This is a genomic window from Kocuria sp. CPCC 205297 (assembly GCF_040981035.1).
In the GTDB taxonomy this organism is placed as follows: Bacteria; Actinomycetota; Actinomycetes; order Actinomycetales; family Micrococcaceae; genus Kocuria; species Kocuria marina.
Map to the genome: position 1 here is coordinate 173,253 of NZ_JAVKPY010000005.1, position 15,005 is coordinate 188,257.

Here is a 15,005-nt window from a genome sequence, read left to right on the forward strand (position 1 = left end):
CCGGCGCGAGGTCTTGGTGTGCTGCGTCAGTTCAGGGGCGTGTCATGGGGCGTCGGGTACGGGACCCGCGGGCCGCAAGTGCCACCGTCCATCGACGCCCACGCGGCTGATCGCCTCCATCTGCTCCGTGGCCTCTTCGTGGCCGGGGCGCGCGAGGTCCGCCGGGTGCCGCACGGGGTCACCGCGCCATGACGACGCCGCGGCAAGCGTCCCGATCCCGAGCGACGCGACCGACGCCGCGCCGTCCCCGAGGATCAGTGGGGCCTGGTACAACCACAGCTCGTCCACGAGATCGGCGGCGAGGAACGCGGCGGACACCGTGGGCCCGCCTTCCACGAGCACGTGGGAAACCCCGCGTTCACGGAGGTGTTGTAACGCCTCGGCGGGATCGTGCGTGGTGAGGTGGATGAACCGCCCGTCGTGCCCGCGGTCGGCGCATGCGACCTCTCCGTGATCCGTTCCGGTGTCTCCCGGGGCTCCACGTTCGGTGTCTTCCCGGGGCGCGCGGTCGACGACGCCGCGCCGGACCTTGGCATCCGCGGGCACGGGGCGGGTGCTCATGACTGCCCGCAGGGGTTGCCGCGCGAGGGGTTCACCCGCGGCATCCCGCGCGGTCAGGGTCGGGTCGTCCGCGCGCAGGGTCCCGCCGCCCACCAGGATCGCGTCCACCCGGGTGCGCAGGGCGTGGCCCTGATCCCGAGCGGGTGCACCCGTGATCCACTGGCTCGTCCCGTCCGCGGCGGCCACGCGGCCGTCGATCGTCTGCGCGAGTTTCAGCGTCACGAACGGTCGCGCATCATGCTGGGCGATGAACCAGCGGTCATTGAGATCGTGGGCTTCCCTCGCGAGCAGCCCCTGACGCACGTCCACCCCGTGTGCGGCGAGGAACGCGCCGCCCCCGCGGGCGGTGTCCGTGCCGTCGGCCACCGCGTAAATGACCCGGGGGATCCCCGCGTCGAGGATCGCGCGCGAGCACGGGCCGGTGCGTCCGGTGTGGTTGCAGGGTTCGAGGGACACGACCATGGTGGTGTCCTCAAGAGGTGTCCCCGCCTCACGGGCCAGACGCAGGGCGTCCGCCTCCGCATGCGGGGTGCCCGCCCCGCGGTGATGACCCACGTGCAGGATCTCCCCCGCGGCGGAGAGGATCACGGCGCCCACCACGGGATTGGCCCCGCGGATCCCCCGCCGAGCCGCTTCCAGAGCCGCGCGCATCGCCTCGTGTTCCGCGGCCGAGAAGTCGTGGGACGGCCCCGCCCCCGGACGGGAGCGGGGCGCGGGCCCCGGCGCAGCGGCGTCGTCGTACGCCGTCACTTCTCGTCCTCACCCACGGACAGGCGCAGGTCCGGGAAGCCCGTCTCGATCGTCGCGCGACGGCGCTGGCGCGTATTCACGCGCCACCACACGAAGAACCCTGCGAGCGTGAACGCGCCGTAGAACACGTACATCAAGCCCGAGGCGTAGTAACCGGCGGAGAACAGGAGGGGCACGCCCACGATGTCCACGGCGACCCACAACAGCCAGAACTCGACCCAGCCCTTGGCCATCCCGAGCGTTGCGAGCAGCGAGCCCATGAAGATCCAGGCGTCCGCCCACACGGGTTCGTACGAGCCCAGGGCACGGAAGATGGGCGTGAGAAGTGCCGTCCCGAACACGAGGGCGACCACCAGGAACACGCGTTCGCGGGCGGTGGCCCAACGCGGGGACACGGCCTCCTCGGACGCCCCGCGGGACCGGCGCCATTGCACCCAGCCGTACACGGACACCGCGATGAACATGACCTGACGGCCGGCCTGGCCTAACAGGTTCACGGGGTTGGGAGTGTCGAACACCGCGCCCAGGAAGACGGTCAGCAGGATCGCGTTGCCCACGATCCCCACGGGCCACGCCCACACTTTGCGGCGCATCCCGCCCAGCGCGGACAACAGCCCGAACACGTTGCCGAGCACCTCGCGCCACAGGATGAAACCGTCACCCACCCGCAACTGCGCGTCGAACAACCAACGCAGGACGTCCACGGTGTCTCCTCTCACCCGCCACTGTCGGTGGTCCCGGGGAGGAATGCGCACACGCGTCGAACACGATCACGCGGCGGAGCACGTCACAGCACCACCCGACGGACCGCGATCGCGTGCGACCGCGCACGGTCAGGACGCCGTGACGCTCACGTGTGCCTACCATCCAGACTGTACTGTCGGTACCGGATTTCCACCGGTTCGGCCGATCCCTCCGTGCGCATCCTCGGTGGTTCCCACGGGAACCTGCTCGGTGCTGTGCACGGTGTTCACGGTTCGCGGACTGTCACCGCCGGTTCGGAATTGCACCGACCCCGGAACACGTTGCTGCGCTCATTATGCCACGCGGCCTCACCATGCCCATGATCGGGGACACCGCGCGGTCACGTCCTGTTCTTCCGGCCGTTCTCCCGGCCCTGCAGATCCGAGAGCAGTCCGGCGACGCGGGCCTTGATGTCGTCGCGGATCCTGCGCACGTCCGCGAGGGGCTGACCGGCCGGGTCGTCGAGGTCCCAGTCCTCGTAGCGCTTGCCCGGAAACACGGGGCAAGTGTCCCCACAGCCCATGGTGATGACGACGTCGGAGGCCCTGATCTGCTCCGCCCGCAGGATCGTGGGCACGGCTGCGGTGATGTCGATGCCCTCCTCAGCCATCGCCTCCACGGCCACCGGGTTCAGGCTCTCTGCCGGTTCGGACCCGGCCGAACGGACATCGATGCTGCCGCCTGACATCGCGGCCAGGTAGCCCGCCGCCATCTGGGAGCGGCCCGCGTTGTGGACGCAGACGAAGAGCACGGTCGGTTTCGTGGGTGATGGTGCGCTCATGACGCGGTCTCCCGGGTTCGGTGGGTGGGGACGGAGGGATCGTTCGGGAATACGCGCGGGCCGGCCCACAGTGCCACGTAGACCAGGCCGATCAGGACGGGCACTTCGATCAACGGCCCCACGACGCCGGCCATTGCCTGCCCGGAGGTAACACCGAAGGTGCTGATGGCCACGGCGATCGCCAGTTCGAAGTTGTTGCCCGACGCGGTGAAGGCCACCGTGGCCGACTTGCCGTAGTCGAGCCCCACCGCTTTCGAGGCGAAGAGGCCGATGACGAACATCAGAACGAAGTACACGAGCAACGGCAGCGCGATCCTGACCACGTCGAGGGGCTGTGAGGTGATGGCGTCCCCCTGGAGCGCGAAGAGCATCACGATGGTGAACAGGAGGCCGTACAGGGCCCACGGGCCGATCGCGGGGAGGAACTTCTCCTCGTACCAGTCCCGGCCCTTCGCCCGTTCACCCAGGACGCGGGTGAGGAAGCCGGCGAGCAGGGGGATGCCGAGGAACACCAGGACGGATCCCACGATCGCCCCCACGGAGAATTCGGCCGTGGTGGTCGGCAGCCCCAGCCACGACGGCAGGACCTGGAGGTAGAACCACCCCAGAGCGCCGAAGGCAACGACCTGGAAGACGGAGTTGATGGCCACGAGCACGGCCGCACTCTCCCGGTCACCGCATGCCAGGTCGTTCCAGATCAGGACCATGGCGATACACCGGGCCAGGCCCACGATGATCAACCCGGTGCGGTACTCGGGCAGATCGGGCAGGAACACCCAGGCGAGCACGAACATCACCGCCGGTCCCACGACCCAGTTGAGCACGAGTGACAGGCCCAGCAATCGTTTGTCACCGGTCACCCGGCGGGTCTCGTCGTAGCGCACCTTCGCCAGGACGGGATACATCATCACCAGCAGACCGAGTGCGATCGGCAGCGACACCTGTCCGATCGTCATGGCTTCCAAGGTCGTGTTCAGCCCCGGCACCAGCCGGCCCAGCAGCAGGCCCACGCCCATGGCCAGCAGGATCCAGGCCGGCAGCCACCGGTCCAGGAACGACATGCTCTGCCTCACCGGTGCGGAGGCGATGGTGGTACTCACGGGCGGTGAGCTCCTCGTATCGACGAATTCTCGTTCAGGACGCCGGCCGGATCCCGTACGCCGGGCGGTCATGCCCGATGCTCCCGGGCGGTCCTACGGAGTGCCTCGATCGCGGCGGCGGGGTCGTCCTGGCCGTAGACCGCGGAACCGGCGACGAACGTGTCCGCCCCGGCCTCCGCGGCGCGCACGATGGTCTCCTCAGTGATCCCGCCGTCCACCTGCAGCGCGATCGTGCCCCCGTGGGCCTTGACCGCCGCCGCGGCGCGGCGCAGCTTGGGCAGGGTCACGTCCAGGAACTTCTGGCCGCCGAAGCCGGGTTCCACGGTCATGATGAGCAACATGTCCAGCTCGGGCAGCAGGTCCAGGTACGGCTCGATCGGCGTGGCCGGACGCACCGCGAGTCCCGCACGGGCACCCGCCGCGCGCAGTTCACGCGCGAGCTTGATCGGCGCCGTGGCGGCTTCCGCGTGGAACGTCACGGATGCGCACCCGGCCTCCGCGTACGCCGGGGCCCACCGGTCCGGGTCCTCGATCATCAGGTGCAGGTCCAGGGGGATCGGGGAGACGGCCTGCAACCGTTCCACGACCGGCAACCCCAGGGTCAGATTGGGGACGAAGTGGTTGTCCATCACATCCACGTGCGCCGCATCCGCGTTCGAGATGCGCTGGAGTTCCTCCGCGAGCCGGGAGAAGTCCGCGGAGAGGATGGACGGGTGGATGTCACAGCGGGACATGGTTCCTCCTGGGAAGGGTTCCGGGTCGATGACCGAGCCGCGGCTCACGCGCTCTTGCGCAGCGCGACCATGAACATGGCGTCGGTTCCGTGGACGTGCGGCCACAACTGCACACTCGTGCCCCCGCCGGGGACGTCGTGCCCCGCCGCCCGAGCGTCGTCGAGCGCGCCGGGCAGGGCGGCATCCACGGCGAGCTGCGCGGTGTCCAGGACTGACACGTCACCGCGCCGTGCCAGGACGTCCTGGAGCACGTCGTGCGTCTCGGCGGTGTGCGGTGAGCACGTGGCATAAATCACCACCCCGCCGGGGCGGGTGGCGTCCAGCGCGGCGTCGAGCAGCTCACGCTGCAGCGGGGCCAGGTTCGCGACGTCCGACGGCGTGCGCCGCCACCGCGCTTCGGGACGACGCCGCAGCGCGCCCAGTCCGGTGCACGGCACGTCCACGAGCACCCGATCGAAACGCGTGTCCTGGCCGGACGGGATCTGCCGGGCATCGCCGGTGCGGACGTGCCACGCCTCGTGGTCCACGGCCGACAGCGCCTGGCTCACGAGGTCACTACGGTGCCCGCTGACCTCGTTGGCCAGCAACGTGGCACCGCGCTCGTGGGCCAATGCCGCGAGCAGCGCCGCCTTCCCGCCGGGTCCGGCGCAGAAGTCGGCCCACGCCCCGCTGTCATCGGCCACGGGCACCTGCGCGAGCACGCGGGCCACGAGCTGGGAACCGGCGTCCTGGACACGCACCGTTCCCTCCCGCGTGCCCGGGACGCGGTGGATGTCTCCCCCGGCGCTGACCGCGCTGTTCGGAACCAGGTCACCGGGTTCGGCGCCTGCTGCGAGTGCGGGCTCGAGCGAGCCGATACCGGGCAGGGCCACGAGGTGCACACGGGGCGCCTCGTTGTCCGCTTCCAACAGGGCCTCGATCTCCGCGGTGTCTCGGCCGTTGGCGCGCAGGGACCGGCGCAACGCGCGGACCTCCCACACCGGGTGGGCGTGGCGGACACCGAGCTGCCGCAGCTCGTCGGTGTGCTCGGCGGCGAGCGCGTCCAGCCATTCGTCGTGGCTGCGCCGGGTCACCTTGCGCAGGACGGCGTTGACGAGTCCCGAGGGTCCCTGCCCGATCTCCCCGCGCACCAGACCCACGGTCGCGTCCAGCGCGGCGTGATCGGGGACGCGCATCGCGAGCAACTGGTGCACGCCCAGGCGCAGGGCATCCAGCACCGCGGGGTCCAACTGGTCCAGCGGGCGGTCCACGCACTTCTCGAGCACGGCGTCCCACGTGCCACTCCACCGCATGGCCCCGTAGGCGAGCTCGGTCGCGAACGCCGCGTCCCGCTTGTCGAGGCGGTTTTCACGGACCAGGCGTGGCAGCACGAGGTTCCCGTAGGCGTCCTCCGAGTTGACCGCGCGCAGGGCCTGATATGCGGTCAGCCGTGCGGGATCGGAGCGCTTGCGACGCTGCGAGGGCGCCTGCGCGGAGTAAGAGCGCTCGTGCTGGGCCAGGCGGTTGCGCTCGTGGCCCTTGGCGTCGCGACGCGAGCCGTCCCCCGCTCGTCGATCCCTCCCGACGGCCTCCCGGGGCGAGCGGTCGTCACCGCGGCGCCCACCGGAGTCGCGGGGCGAGCGGTCGTCGCGGCCCCGGCCGTCGGCATCACGGAACGGGCGATCGTCACGACGGCGGTTGTTCCCCCCAGACCGGTCGTTGCCGCTACCGGCGTGGCCGCGGTGCTGCTGGTCCCGACTCATCCGAAGGCCACCTGTTCCGTGTTCTGCTTGCCGCGCGCCCAGTCGAGGGCCGCCATGGGTTTCTTGCCATTGGGTTGCACGCGGGTCAGCTCCACGGCGTAGGACCCGGTGCCCACGAAGACCCGCTTCTCCCGCAGCTCCACGTGGCCCGGGGTGATCCCGATGATCTCCGGGGCGGGGATCACGCGGTCGAGCTTGAAGCGCTGGCCGTCGAGTTCGGTCCACGCACCGGGTTGGGGGGTCACACCGCGCACCCGGTGAGCCACGGCCACGGCGGGATGTGACCAATCGACGCGCCCGTCCTGGGCCGTGAGTTTAGGGGCAGCGGTGGATTCACCGCGTTGCGGCGTGGGGTGCACGCGGCCCGAGGCCACACCGAGCAGGGATTCCGCCAGCAGGGGCGAACCTTCATGTGCGAGCCGATCCAGGACCGAACCGGAGGTGTCTTCCGGACGCACCTCGTCCGTGAGGGTGCCTACCACGGGGCCGGTGTCCATGCCCTCGTCCAGGACGAAGGTGGTGGCCCCGACCACGGAGTCCCCGGCCATGAGGGCCCGCTGCACCGGGGCGGCGCCGCGCCACTGGGGCAGGAGGGAGAAATGGAGGTTGATCCACCCGTCCTGGAAGACCTCCAGGGCCGGTCGCGGCAGCAGAGCGCCGTAGGCCACGACCGCCGCGATGCTCGCGCCGGTGTCACGCAGGGTGTCCAGGAGTTCACCCCGGACCCGATTGGCCTTGATCACGGGCAGCCCGAGCTCATCGGCCCGACGACCCACCGCGGACGGGGCCATGACCTTCTTGCGGCCCACGGGGGCGTCCTCACGGGTCAGCACCGCGGTGATCTCGATCCGGGGATCCTGGTGCAGTGCCTCGAGCGGGGGGACGGCGGTCTCCGGGGTTCCCGCGTACAGGATCTTGAGGGGCTGCTGGTTCGTGTCGGGGCTCATCGGGCATCACCAGCCGCGCCGAACGCGGAACCGGCCGTGTGTGCGGCGCCGGATGCGGCTCCCGAGGCGCGGGCCGCACCGAAAGCCGACCCAGCGGCGTCGTATGCGTCCGATGTTGAGTGACCCGCGCGCTGCGCCTCGCGTTCGCGCGTGACACGGGCGGTCGTGTCCGTGAACGACTGCGCGCGCAACTGCCGCATGGCGTCCTTGCGCTCGTCACCCACGAGACGGTCGACGTAGAGCATGCCGCCCAGGTGATCGTTCTCGTGCTGGAAGCAGCGGGCCAACAGGCCGGTGGCCTCACGGTGCACGGGCTCGCCGTGGCAATCCACCCCGGTGAGGACGGCGTGCTCGGCGCGGGGGGTCTCGTAGGACAGGCCCGGGACCGACAGGCAGCCCTCGCTGCCTTCCTGCGGCTCCTCCCCCATGCTCAGCTGGGGGTTGATCACGTGCCCTTCGTCCCCGTCGATGCCCCACGTGAAGACGCGCAAACCCACGCCCACCTGCGGTCCGGCCAGACCCACACCGCCCACGGCGTACATGGTCTCGAGCATGTCCCGGACGAGAGCAGCCAGGGCGTCGTCGAACTGCGTGACCTCCTGGGCCGGGGTGCGCAGGACGGGGTCACCGATGGTACGAATGCGCAAAATACTCACCGCGGAGTGCACTCCTCATGGGGGTCGTGGGACGGGGTGTACCTGTCAGTCTACGGCGGGGCCCGCGACCGTCTCGGCCGTCACGACCTGCGTGCCGCCCGCCACGCGACCCGTGGGGAGGGAATCCAGGGGCGGGGGCGCGATGCTGCGCAGTTGCGCCCCGGCGGTGGCCAATTGGGAATTGCGCGCCCACACCTTGGCCAGGGCGCAGAACTTGTACCAGTGCACGGGGAGGTGCTCGGGCGCGGCCTGCACGGTGAGCGCCTCGGTCTCACCGATCGCCACGGCCATCAAGACATCCGCGTCCCGGTAGCGCCACGGTTCCCACTCCCCCGCCGTGGCGTCCACGAGGGATTCCTCGGCCTTGAGCCCGGCCACCAACTGGGTCACGACCTTGGGGTCCGGGGCCTTGACCCGCCCGGCGCGGTCGGTCCCGCGGGTCTTGTAGTCGATCAGACACACCTTGCCGCCGATGCGCGCCACGAGATCCAGAGTGCCGGCGTAGCCCACCGTGGAGTTCCATACCGTGATCTCCGCGGCCAGCGGTTCGGGGCGGAACAACTGCCACCATTGGTCCGCACTGTCCGCGAATCGGGTCTCGTGGTGTTCTGCGAGCGTGTCCCGGGCCCGGTCCACCTCGTGGTCGCGGCCCATGGCCCGCAGCGCGAGCTGCTCGCAGTAGTCGTGTACGCGGTCACCGCGCTGCGCCGCGTGGTCCCGGTGCCGCTCCGCCGCCTTGGCCGCGTGGCTCACGAGCGAACGACGACGCCGCGTGTCCCGGAGCGCGTCCGGCAACTGGGGATCCGTGGCCAGGGCCTGCGCTGCGGTGTAGGCGTACCAGCCCCCGAGGTCGTTGGCCTCGCACCCGATGACCGTGGTGATGGAGGGGACCTCGAGGTCCCCGCCCTCACTCCGGGCGTACATCCGGCCGGTGGCGGTCTGCTGGGCCAAGCGGGGTTGAGTCATGGGCTCAGCGTAGGAAGGGGCCCAGACACGGACAACGATCACGGGCTCACCCGGGCGGAGCGGGCTCGGACGTCCGTCCAGGAGCCGGACTTCACGCGGTCGGGGCCGGACCGACCGGTCCGATCGGCCTTGGACGCGAAAGAACCCGGCCCCTCCCGGGACCGGGTTCCTCGTTACCGTGCGCGATACTGGGATCGAACCAGTGACCTCTTCGGTGTGAACGAAGCGCGCTACCGCTGCGCCAATCGCGCTTGCAACGTTGAAGACTCTAGAACACTTCGTCCGGGAACGGCAAATTCCCCGGCGTCCGCGATCGATTTGCCCGGACCCGCTCGGGTGGGTAATGTTCTTGCTCGTTGGCAACGCCCGAAAGCGAAGTCCTCCGATGGCAACACCCCGGATGGACAAGCACGGAAGGGCATGAAGTCTTGTGATAAAGTTTCCGCTCGGAAGAACGGAGCACTGAGTTCCAGGGCCTCGATCGACCGACAATGCGGACGTAGCTCAGCTGGTAGAGCATCACCTTGCCATGGTGAGGGTCGCGGGTTCGACTCCCGTCGTCCGCTCGCAGTTTTCGACCCTGGTCGAGACCTGAGACCTTGTCCTCCAAGGATCTGGTCCCCGGTGGGGTGGCCGAGTGGTTAGGCAGCGGCCTGCAAAGCCGTCTACGCGGGTTCGAATCCCGTCTCCACCTCGGTGCAACCACCTCGTTCAAGCGATTGAGCGCGATTGGCGCAGCGGTAGCGCGCTTCCCTGACACGGAAGAGGTCACTGGTTCGATCCCAGTATCGCGCACCAGACAAAGGCCCCGGAACACTACGTTCCGGGGCCTTTCGCGTGCCACCGCTGACCTACGACCCGGCGGCACGCACCGAGTGGGAAGCATGGCCCAGGGCCCGCAGCACCCGGGTCAGCCGATCGTAGGAGACCATTCCCCGCACCGCGCGGGCCACGATGACGTCCCGGGACGGCGTCTCCCCCGCTCCACCGGTGTCGCCGGAAAGGGAATCCACCGAAGGCTGCGCGGGCTCGTGGATGCTCGCGATGTCCCCGCGAGTGAGCTCGTCGAGTGCGCGGCCGTAACGCAGCAGGACGCCCCGGTCCACGGGTGAACCAGCGGCCCGCAGGCCCTCCAACAACTCACCGAGCGCCCGGCGCGGCCCGCTGGCCACGTCCGGCCACCCCAGCTGCGTGAGCAGGTCCCGGATCATCGGATCCTCCCGGCGCTCCGGGGGCCCGCCGGCCTCGGCAGGGGACAGGCCCGCAGCGAGCGCCTGGGCGATTTCGAGGGCGTCCACCAGGGGCCGCCGCGGATCGTCGATCGCGGTGACCAGCGCACGGATGTCGGGGATCGTGGCACCGGCCTCCTCCCGCAGTACGCGGATGAGCTGCAGGCGTTCCACGTGACCCTGGTCGTAGTCCTGCCGCGTGGCGGTGAGCCTGGTGCCGGCGGGCAACAGTCCCTCCCGACGGTAGAACTTGATGCTGGCCGTGGTGGTGTTACTGACCTCGGCCAGGGCATTGAGCAGCATGACGCAGCCCCCTCGGATAGTCCTCCGCGCGCCAGCTGTCCTGATGGCGCGCGCTGGATACCGAAACTATCTTAGCGGTATGGAGCACTTCACACCGATCATCGCCGTTCACGCGTCGTGCGCGTTCTTCGTCCTATTGCTGGGACCGGTGCAATTGCTGCGCAGACGCCGCGATCGCGCACACCGCGTCCTGGGAGTGACGTGGGTGAGCGCCATGGTCCTCAACTGCGTCACGTCCTTCCTCATCCACCCCCACGGCCTGACGTGGCTACACGGACTCGCCGCGTTCACCCTCTTCTCGGTGGGGTTGGCCATGTGGGGAATCCTGCACGGCGACGTCCGAATGCACCGGCGCAACATGCTCGGTTGCTACCTGGGCACCCTGGCCGCCTTCGGTTTCGCCGTGGGTGTGCCCACGAGGGCCATTTCCCAGACCTTCGCCTCTAGCCCGGTGACCCTCCTGGGCACGGCGCTGGGGGTCACCCTCCTGGTCGCCGCGTGGAGCGGGACCATCATTCGAACGTACCGGGGCACCGGGACGCAGCGAGGGCCGTCGTCATGACACGCCGCTGAGCAAGACGAAACCGACGACGCCCGCTCCCCTCTCACGCGTTCGGATCGACCACCCCTACGGCCACGGCCAGGTCCTGCCAGCTCATGCCCACGCACTTGAACACGCGGGGCCGCGTCTCATCAGGGGCCACCGCGCCCGTGACGACGTCCGCGAGGCCCACGAGTGAATCCTCGTGTAATGAACTGTCGGCCACGGCCTGGATCACGTCCCCGGCTTCGCGCATGGCGGTGGCCCGGTCCTCCACGACCACCTGGGCGCGACCCATGAGCGCGGAATCGAGCTCGCGGAACTGCGGCTCGTGGGATCCCATGGCCACGACGCACGCGGTGTCCGGCACCAGGGCACCGTCGAAGAGGGGCTCCGCCGCCGACGTCGTGCACACCACTACGTCCGCGTCGCGTACCTCGCTCGCGTCCCCCGATCGGGCCGCGAAACCCAGCGTGCGGGCGTAGTCGACGGCGGCGTCCACCTTGCGCAGAGTCCGGCCGCACACCACGACCTCCGTGAACGAGCGGATCTCGGCGAATGCCGCGATGTGGGCGAGCGCCTGCGGCCCCGTGCCGAACACCACGAGCTTGGTCGCCTCCTTCGGGGCCAGGTAGTCGGTGGCCACGGCCGAGATCGCGGGGGTCCGCAGGGTGGTGAGCACGTTGCCTTCCAGCAGAGCTCGAAGACTCAGGGTGGCTGAGTCCATGAGCATGTAAGTGGCCTGGATGCGGGGCAGATCGCGTTCGGGATTCCCGGGCGAGACCGATGCGACCTTGATGCCTGCCCAGTCACCAATGACCGACGGCATCAACAGCAGGTGGCCCTCGCCGGCGGGGACATTGCTGCGCGCGGGGTCATCTTCCGGGCGGAATCCCGAACGCAGCGTGGCTTCGAGAAGCCGACGTGCACGCTCGGCGGGAACCGCCCGCACGATCTGTTCCTCGGTGTACCACGCGGGTGCACCCTGGATTCCTGTCGAGCACTGCTCCTGGGGGGTCGATTCCGCGGTGGTCATGATGCGGTTCCTCCCAGGGATGCGGTGCTCCGGCATTGGCCGATTCACTGTCTCGACCGTTCCGTCAGCATATCCCCGGCCAGGGCCGGACTTCAGGGAAAAACTCCCGCCCCACCCGGCTAAGAGACCCGGGTGGGGCGGGAGCGGCGTCGTCGTTGCCGACGCGGTGCCGTCAGGAGACGGCGGGGATCACAACATGCAGGAGACGCAGCCTTCGACCTCGGTACCCTCGAGCGCCAGCTGGCGGATGCGGGAGTAGTACATGGTCTTGATGCCCTTGCGCCACGCGTAGATCTGCGCGCGGTTGATGTCACGCGTGGTGGCGGTGTCCTTGAAGAACAGCGTGAGGGACAGGCCCTGGTCCACGTGCTGGGTCGCGGCGGCGTACGTGTCGATGATCTTCTCGTAGCCGATCTCGTACGCGTCCTGGAAGTACTCCAGGTTCTCGTTGTCCATGAACGGCGCCGGGTAGTACACACGCCCGAGCTTGCCCTCCTTGCGGATCTCGATCCGCGAGGCGATCGGGTGGATCGAGGACGTGGAGTTGTTGATGTACGAGATGGACCCCGTGGGCGGGACCGCTTGCAGGTTCTGGTTGTACATCCCGTCCGCCATGACCTTCTCGCGCAGCTCACGCCAGTCGTCCGCGGTGGGCAGGGCGATGCCCGCCCGCTCGAACAGCTCGGCGACGCGCGGCGTGGCGGGCTCCCACACGCCGTCGACGTACTTGTCGAAGAACGTGCCGCTCGCGTAGGCCGACTTCTCGAAGCCCACGAAGGACTCGCCGCGCTCCTTGGCGATCAGGTTGGACGCGCGGATCGCGTGGTAGGTCACCGCGTAGAAGTACATGTTGGTGAAGTCCACGCCCTCGGTCGAGCCGTAGTGGATGTGCTCCTTGGCGAGGTACCCGTGCAGGTTCATTTGCCCCAGGCCCACCGCGTGGGACATCTCGTTGCCGCGCCGGATGGAGGGCACCGAGTCGATGTTGGACATGTCCGAGACCGCCGTGAGACCGCGAATCGCGATTTCGATGCTCGCGCCGAAGTCCTGGGACTCCATGGCCATGGCGATGTTCATGGACCCCAGGTTGCACGAGATGTCCTTGCCCACCTGCGCGTACGTGAGGTCCTCGTTGTACACGGAGGGCTCGGAGACCTGGAGGATCTCGGAGCACAGGTTGGACATGATGATCTTGCCGTCGATGGGGTTGGCGCGGTTCACCGTGTCCTCGAACATGATGTACGGGTACCCGGACTCGAACTGCACCTCCGCCACGGTCTGGAAGAACTCGCGGGCGTTGATCTTCTTCTTGGCGATGCGGGAGTCGTTCACCATCTCGTGGTACTTCTCGCTCACGTTGACGTCCGCGAACGGCACGCCGTAGATCCTCTCCACGTCGTACGGGGAGAACAGGTACATGTCCTGGTCCTTCTTGGCCAGCTCGAACGTGATGTCCGGGATGACCACACCCAGCGAGAGGGTCTTGATGCGGATCTTCTCGTCCGCGTTCTCGCGCTTGGTGTCCAGGAAGTTGAGGATGTCCGGGTGGTGGGCGTTCAAGTACACCGCGCCGGCGCCCTGGCGGGCACCCAGCTGATTGGCGTAGGAGAAGGAGTCCTCGAGCAGCTTCATCACGGGGATGACACCGGAGGACTGATTCTCGATCATCTTGATGGGCGCACCGGACTCGCGCAGGTTGGTCAGCGCGAACGCCACGCCACCGCCGCGCTTGGACAGCTGCAGCGCGGAGTTGATGTTGCGCCCGATCGACTCCATGTTGTCCTCGAAGCGCACCAGGAAGCACGAGACGAGCTCGCCACGCTGCTTCTTGCCCGCGTTGAGGAACGTGGGCGTGGCCGGCTGGAACCGTCCGGAGATGATCTCCGCCACGAGCCGCTGCGCGAGGGCCTCGTCCCCGTCCGCGAGGTACAGGGACACCATGACCACGCGGTCCTCGAACCGTTCCAGGTAACGCTGACCATCGAAGGTCTTGAGCGTGTATGACGTGTAGAACTTGAACGCGCCCAGGAAAGTCTGGAACCGGAACTTGTAGCCGTAGGCCTGCTTGGACAGCGCCTTCACGAACTCGAAGCTGTACTTCTCGAGCACCTCGGCCTCGTAGTACTGGTGGTCCACGAGGTACTTGAGCTTCTCCTCGAGGTCGTGGAAGAACACGGTGTTCTTGTTCACGTGCTGCAGGAAGTACTGTCGCGCGGCCTGGCGGTCGGCCTCGAACTGGATCTTGCCGTCCGCGTCGTAGAGGTTCAACAGCGCGTTGAGCTCGTGGTAGCCCAGCCCGCGGTACTTCTCGGGGCAGGTGGGATCCTCGTGACCGGGTTCGACGCTCACGCCCGGGGTTGCATGGATGCTTGCCAAAACTTGTCCAATCCTTGGGTAACCTTCTCGACGTCCTCGTCGGTTCCCATGAGCTCGAACTTGTAGAGCAGGGGGACCTGACACTTGGCTGCGACCTTCTCCGCGGCGACGCAGAACAGGGGGCCGAAGTTGGTGTTGCCCGCGCCGAGCACCCCCAACAGGTGCGCGCGCGAGACGGGATCGTTGAGAAACTTCACGACTTGCGGTGGGACCGATCCCGCTCCCCCGGGACGCCCGTAACTGGGCACTGCCAGCACGTAGGGTTCGTCAATGCGGGGAGCGGTTTCGGAGGTTTTCAGGGGCAACCGGACGGACCGCACCGGGAGTTTGGTGATGAACCTGTCCGTGTTGCGCGTCACGGAGGAGAAGTACACCACTAGGGGTGCATCATCCCCCGCGACGACGGGTGTGCGATGGAGTTCCCGCTCCTTCGCCTGGGCGAGAACCGTGGCGAGAGCACTCATGCCGGGTCACTTCGATTCTGGGGGGTCGTACCAATTCGTGTGATTCCGGGGGCGGGCTGGCGGTGGGGTTCGGGG

Annotated in this window: 14 protein-coding genes, 4 tRNA genes and 1 riboswitch; of the genes, 4 read left to right on the plus strand and 14 right to left on the minus strand. The window is 68.6% G+C overall.

The window, feature by feature from the left end; genetic code table 11:
* Positions 1–42 precede the first annotated feature (42 nt).
* The 10 genes from ribD to RF650_RS06320 all read right to left on the minus strand — a co-directional run bounded on the left by ribD (position 43) and on the right by RF650_RS06320 (position 9,232).
* Entirely contained in the window at positions 43–1,311 is a 1,269-nt protein-coding gene (gene ribD, locus RF650_RS06275) for a bifunctional diaminohydroxyphosphoribosylaminopyrimidine deaminase/5-amino-6-(5-phosphoribosylamino)uracil reductase RibD (RefSeq protein WP_368814431.1), read from the minus strand.
* Positions 1,308–2,015 (minus strand): nicotinamide riboside transporter PnuC, encoded by a 708-nt coding sequence (pnuC, locus tag RF650_RS06280; RefSeq protein WP_131332861.1) that lies wholly within the window; start codon positions 2,013–2,015, stop codon positions 1,308–1,310. The genes ribD and pnuC overlap by 4 nt, the downstream gene beginning before the upstream one ends.
* Positions 2,016–2,162: 147 nt before the next feature.
* Positions 2,163–2,338, minus strand: a riboswitch (FMN riboswitch).
* A gap of 57 nt (positions 2,339–2,395) precedes the next feature.
* Positions 2,396–2,836 carry an arsenate reductase ArsC gene (locus RF650_RS06285; RefSeq protein WP_193519551.1) on the minus strand — a complete coding sequence of 147 codons (441 nt, stop codon included), beginning with the start codon at positions 2,834–2,836 and terminating at the stop codon, positions 2,396–2,398.
* Positions 2,833–3,897 (minus strand): ACR3 family arsenite efflux transporter, encoded by a 1,065-nt coding sequence (gene arsB, locus RF650_RS06290; protein WP_368814457.1) that lies wholly within the window; start codon positions 3,895–3,897, stop codon positions 2,833–2,835. The genes RF650_RS06285 and arsB overlap by 4 nt, the downstream gene beginning before the upstream one ends.
* A gap of 107 nt (positions 3,898–4,004) precedes the next feature.
* A complete protein-coding gene (gene rpe, locus RF650_RS06295; RefSeq protein WP_064846815.1) occupies positions 4,005–4,670 on the minus strand; it encodes a ribulose-phosphate 3-epimerase in 666 nt (221 codons plus the stop codon).
* A 44-nt stretch (positions 4,671–4,714) separates the two neighbouring features.
* Positions 4,715–6,412, minus strand: coding sequence for an RsmB/NOP family class I SAM-dependent RNA methyltransferase (locus tag RF650_RS06300; protein WP_368814432.1), 1,698 nt, complete (start codon positions 6,410–6,412; stop codon positions 4,715–4,717).
* On the minus strand, positions 6,409–7,359 hold the full coding sequence (locus RF650_RS06305) for a methionyl-tRNA formyltransferase (RefSeq protein WP_368814433.1): 951 nt from the start codon (positions 7,357–7,359) through the stop codon (positions 6,409–6,411). Before RF650_RS06305 ends, RF650_RS06300 begins: the two co-directional genes overlap by 4 nt.
* Positions 7,356–8,015, minus strand: coding sequence for a peptide deformylase (gene def, locus RF650_RS06310; protein ID WP_368814434.1), 660 nt, complete (start codon positions 8,013–8,015; stop codon positions 7,356–7,358). The genes RF650_RS06305 and def overlap by 4 nt, the downstream gene beginning before the upstream one ends.
* A 45-nt stretch (positions 8,016–8,060) precedes the next feature.
* Positions 8,061–8,981 carry a cytochrome gene (locus RF650_RS06315; protein WP_368814435.1) on the minus strand — a complete coding sequence of 307 codons (921 nt, stop codon included), beginning with the start codon at positions 8,979–8,981 and terminating at the stop codon, positions 8,061–8,063.
* 179 nt (positions 8,982–9,160) lie between these two features.
* Positions 9,161–9,232 (minus strand) — tRNA-Val (locus RF650_RS06320).
* 242 nt (positions 9,233–9,474) lie between these two features.
* Here RF650_RS06320 and RF650_RS06325 point away from each other — a divergent pair.
* The 3 genes from RF650_RS06325 (at position 9,475) to RF650_RS06335 (ending at position 9,779) form a co-directional block, all read left to right on the plus strand.
* A tRNA-Gly gene (locus RF650_RS06325) sits at positions 9,475–9,547 on the plus strand.
* Between the two features lie 57 nt (positions 9,548–9,604).
* Positions 9,605–9,675 (plus strand) — tRNA-Cys (locus RF650_RS06330).
* 29 nt (positions 9,676–9,704) lie between these two features.
* Positions 9,705–9,779: transfer RNA gene (locus RF650_RS06335), tRNA-Val, on the plus strand.
* Between the two features lie 53 nt (positions 9,780–9,832).
* On the opposite strand, the gene RF650_RS06340 is transcribed toward RF650_RS06335, so the two are convergent.
* Positions 9,833–10,513, minus strand: coding sequence for a MerR family transcriptional regulator (locus RF650_RS06340; RefSeq protein WP_313361830.1), 681 nt, complete (start codon positions 10,511–10,513; stop codon positions 9,833–9,835).
* A 79-nt stretch (positions 10,514–10,592) separates the two neighbouring features.
* Here RF650_RS06340 and RF650_RS06345 point away from each other — a divergent pair, with 79 nt between their 5' ends.
* Positions 10,593–11,075 carry a DUF2306 domain-containing protein gene (locus tag RF650_RS06345; RefSeq protein ID WP_368814436.1) on the plus strand — a complete coding sequence of 161 codons (483 nt, stop codon included), beginning with the start codon at positions 10,593–10,595 and terminating at the stop codon, positions 11,073–11,075.
* Between the two features lie 43 nt (positions 11,076–11,118).
* Here RF650_RS06345 and RF650_RS06350 read toward each other — a convergent pair whose 3' ends face one another.
* The 3 genes from RF650_RS06350 to nrdI form a co-directional block, all read right to left on the minus strand.
* Entirely contained in the window at positions 11,119–12,090 is a 972-nt protein-coding gene (locus RF650_RS06350; protein ID WP_368814437.1) for an ornithine cyclodeaminase family protein, read from the minus strand.
* 189 nt (positions 12,091–12,279) lie between these two features.
* On the minus strand, positions 12,280–14,439 hold the full coding sequence (nrdE, locus tag RF650_RS06355) for a class 1b ribonucleoside-diphosphate reductase subunit alpha (protein ID WP_064846810.1): 2,160 nt from the start codon (positions 14,437–14,439) through the stop codon (positions 12,280–12,282).
* Positions 14,436–14,930: a class Ib ribonucleoside-diphosphate reductase assembly flavoprotein NrdI gene (gene nrdI, locus RF650_RS06360; RefSeq protein ID WP_318281377.1), complete on the minus strand. Its 495-nt coding sequence runs from the start codon at positions 14,928–14,930 to the stop codon at positions 14,436–14,438. The genes nrdE and nrdI overlap by 4 nt, the downstream gene beginning before the upstream one ends.
* Between the last annotated feature and the right edge of the window lie 75 nt (positions 14,931–15,005).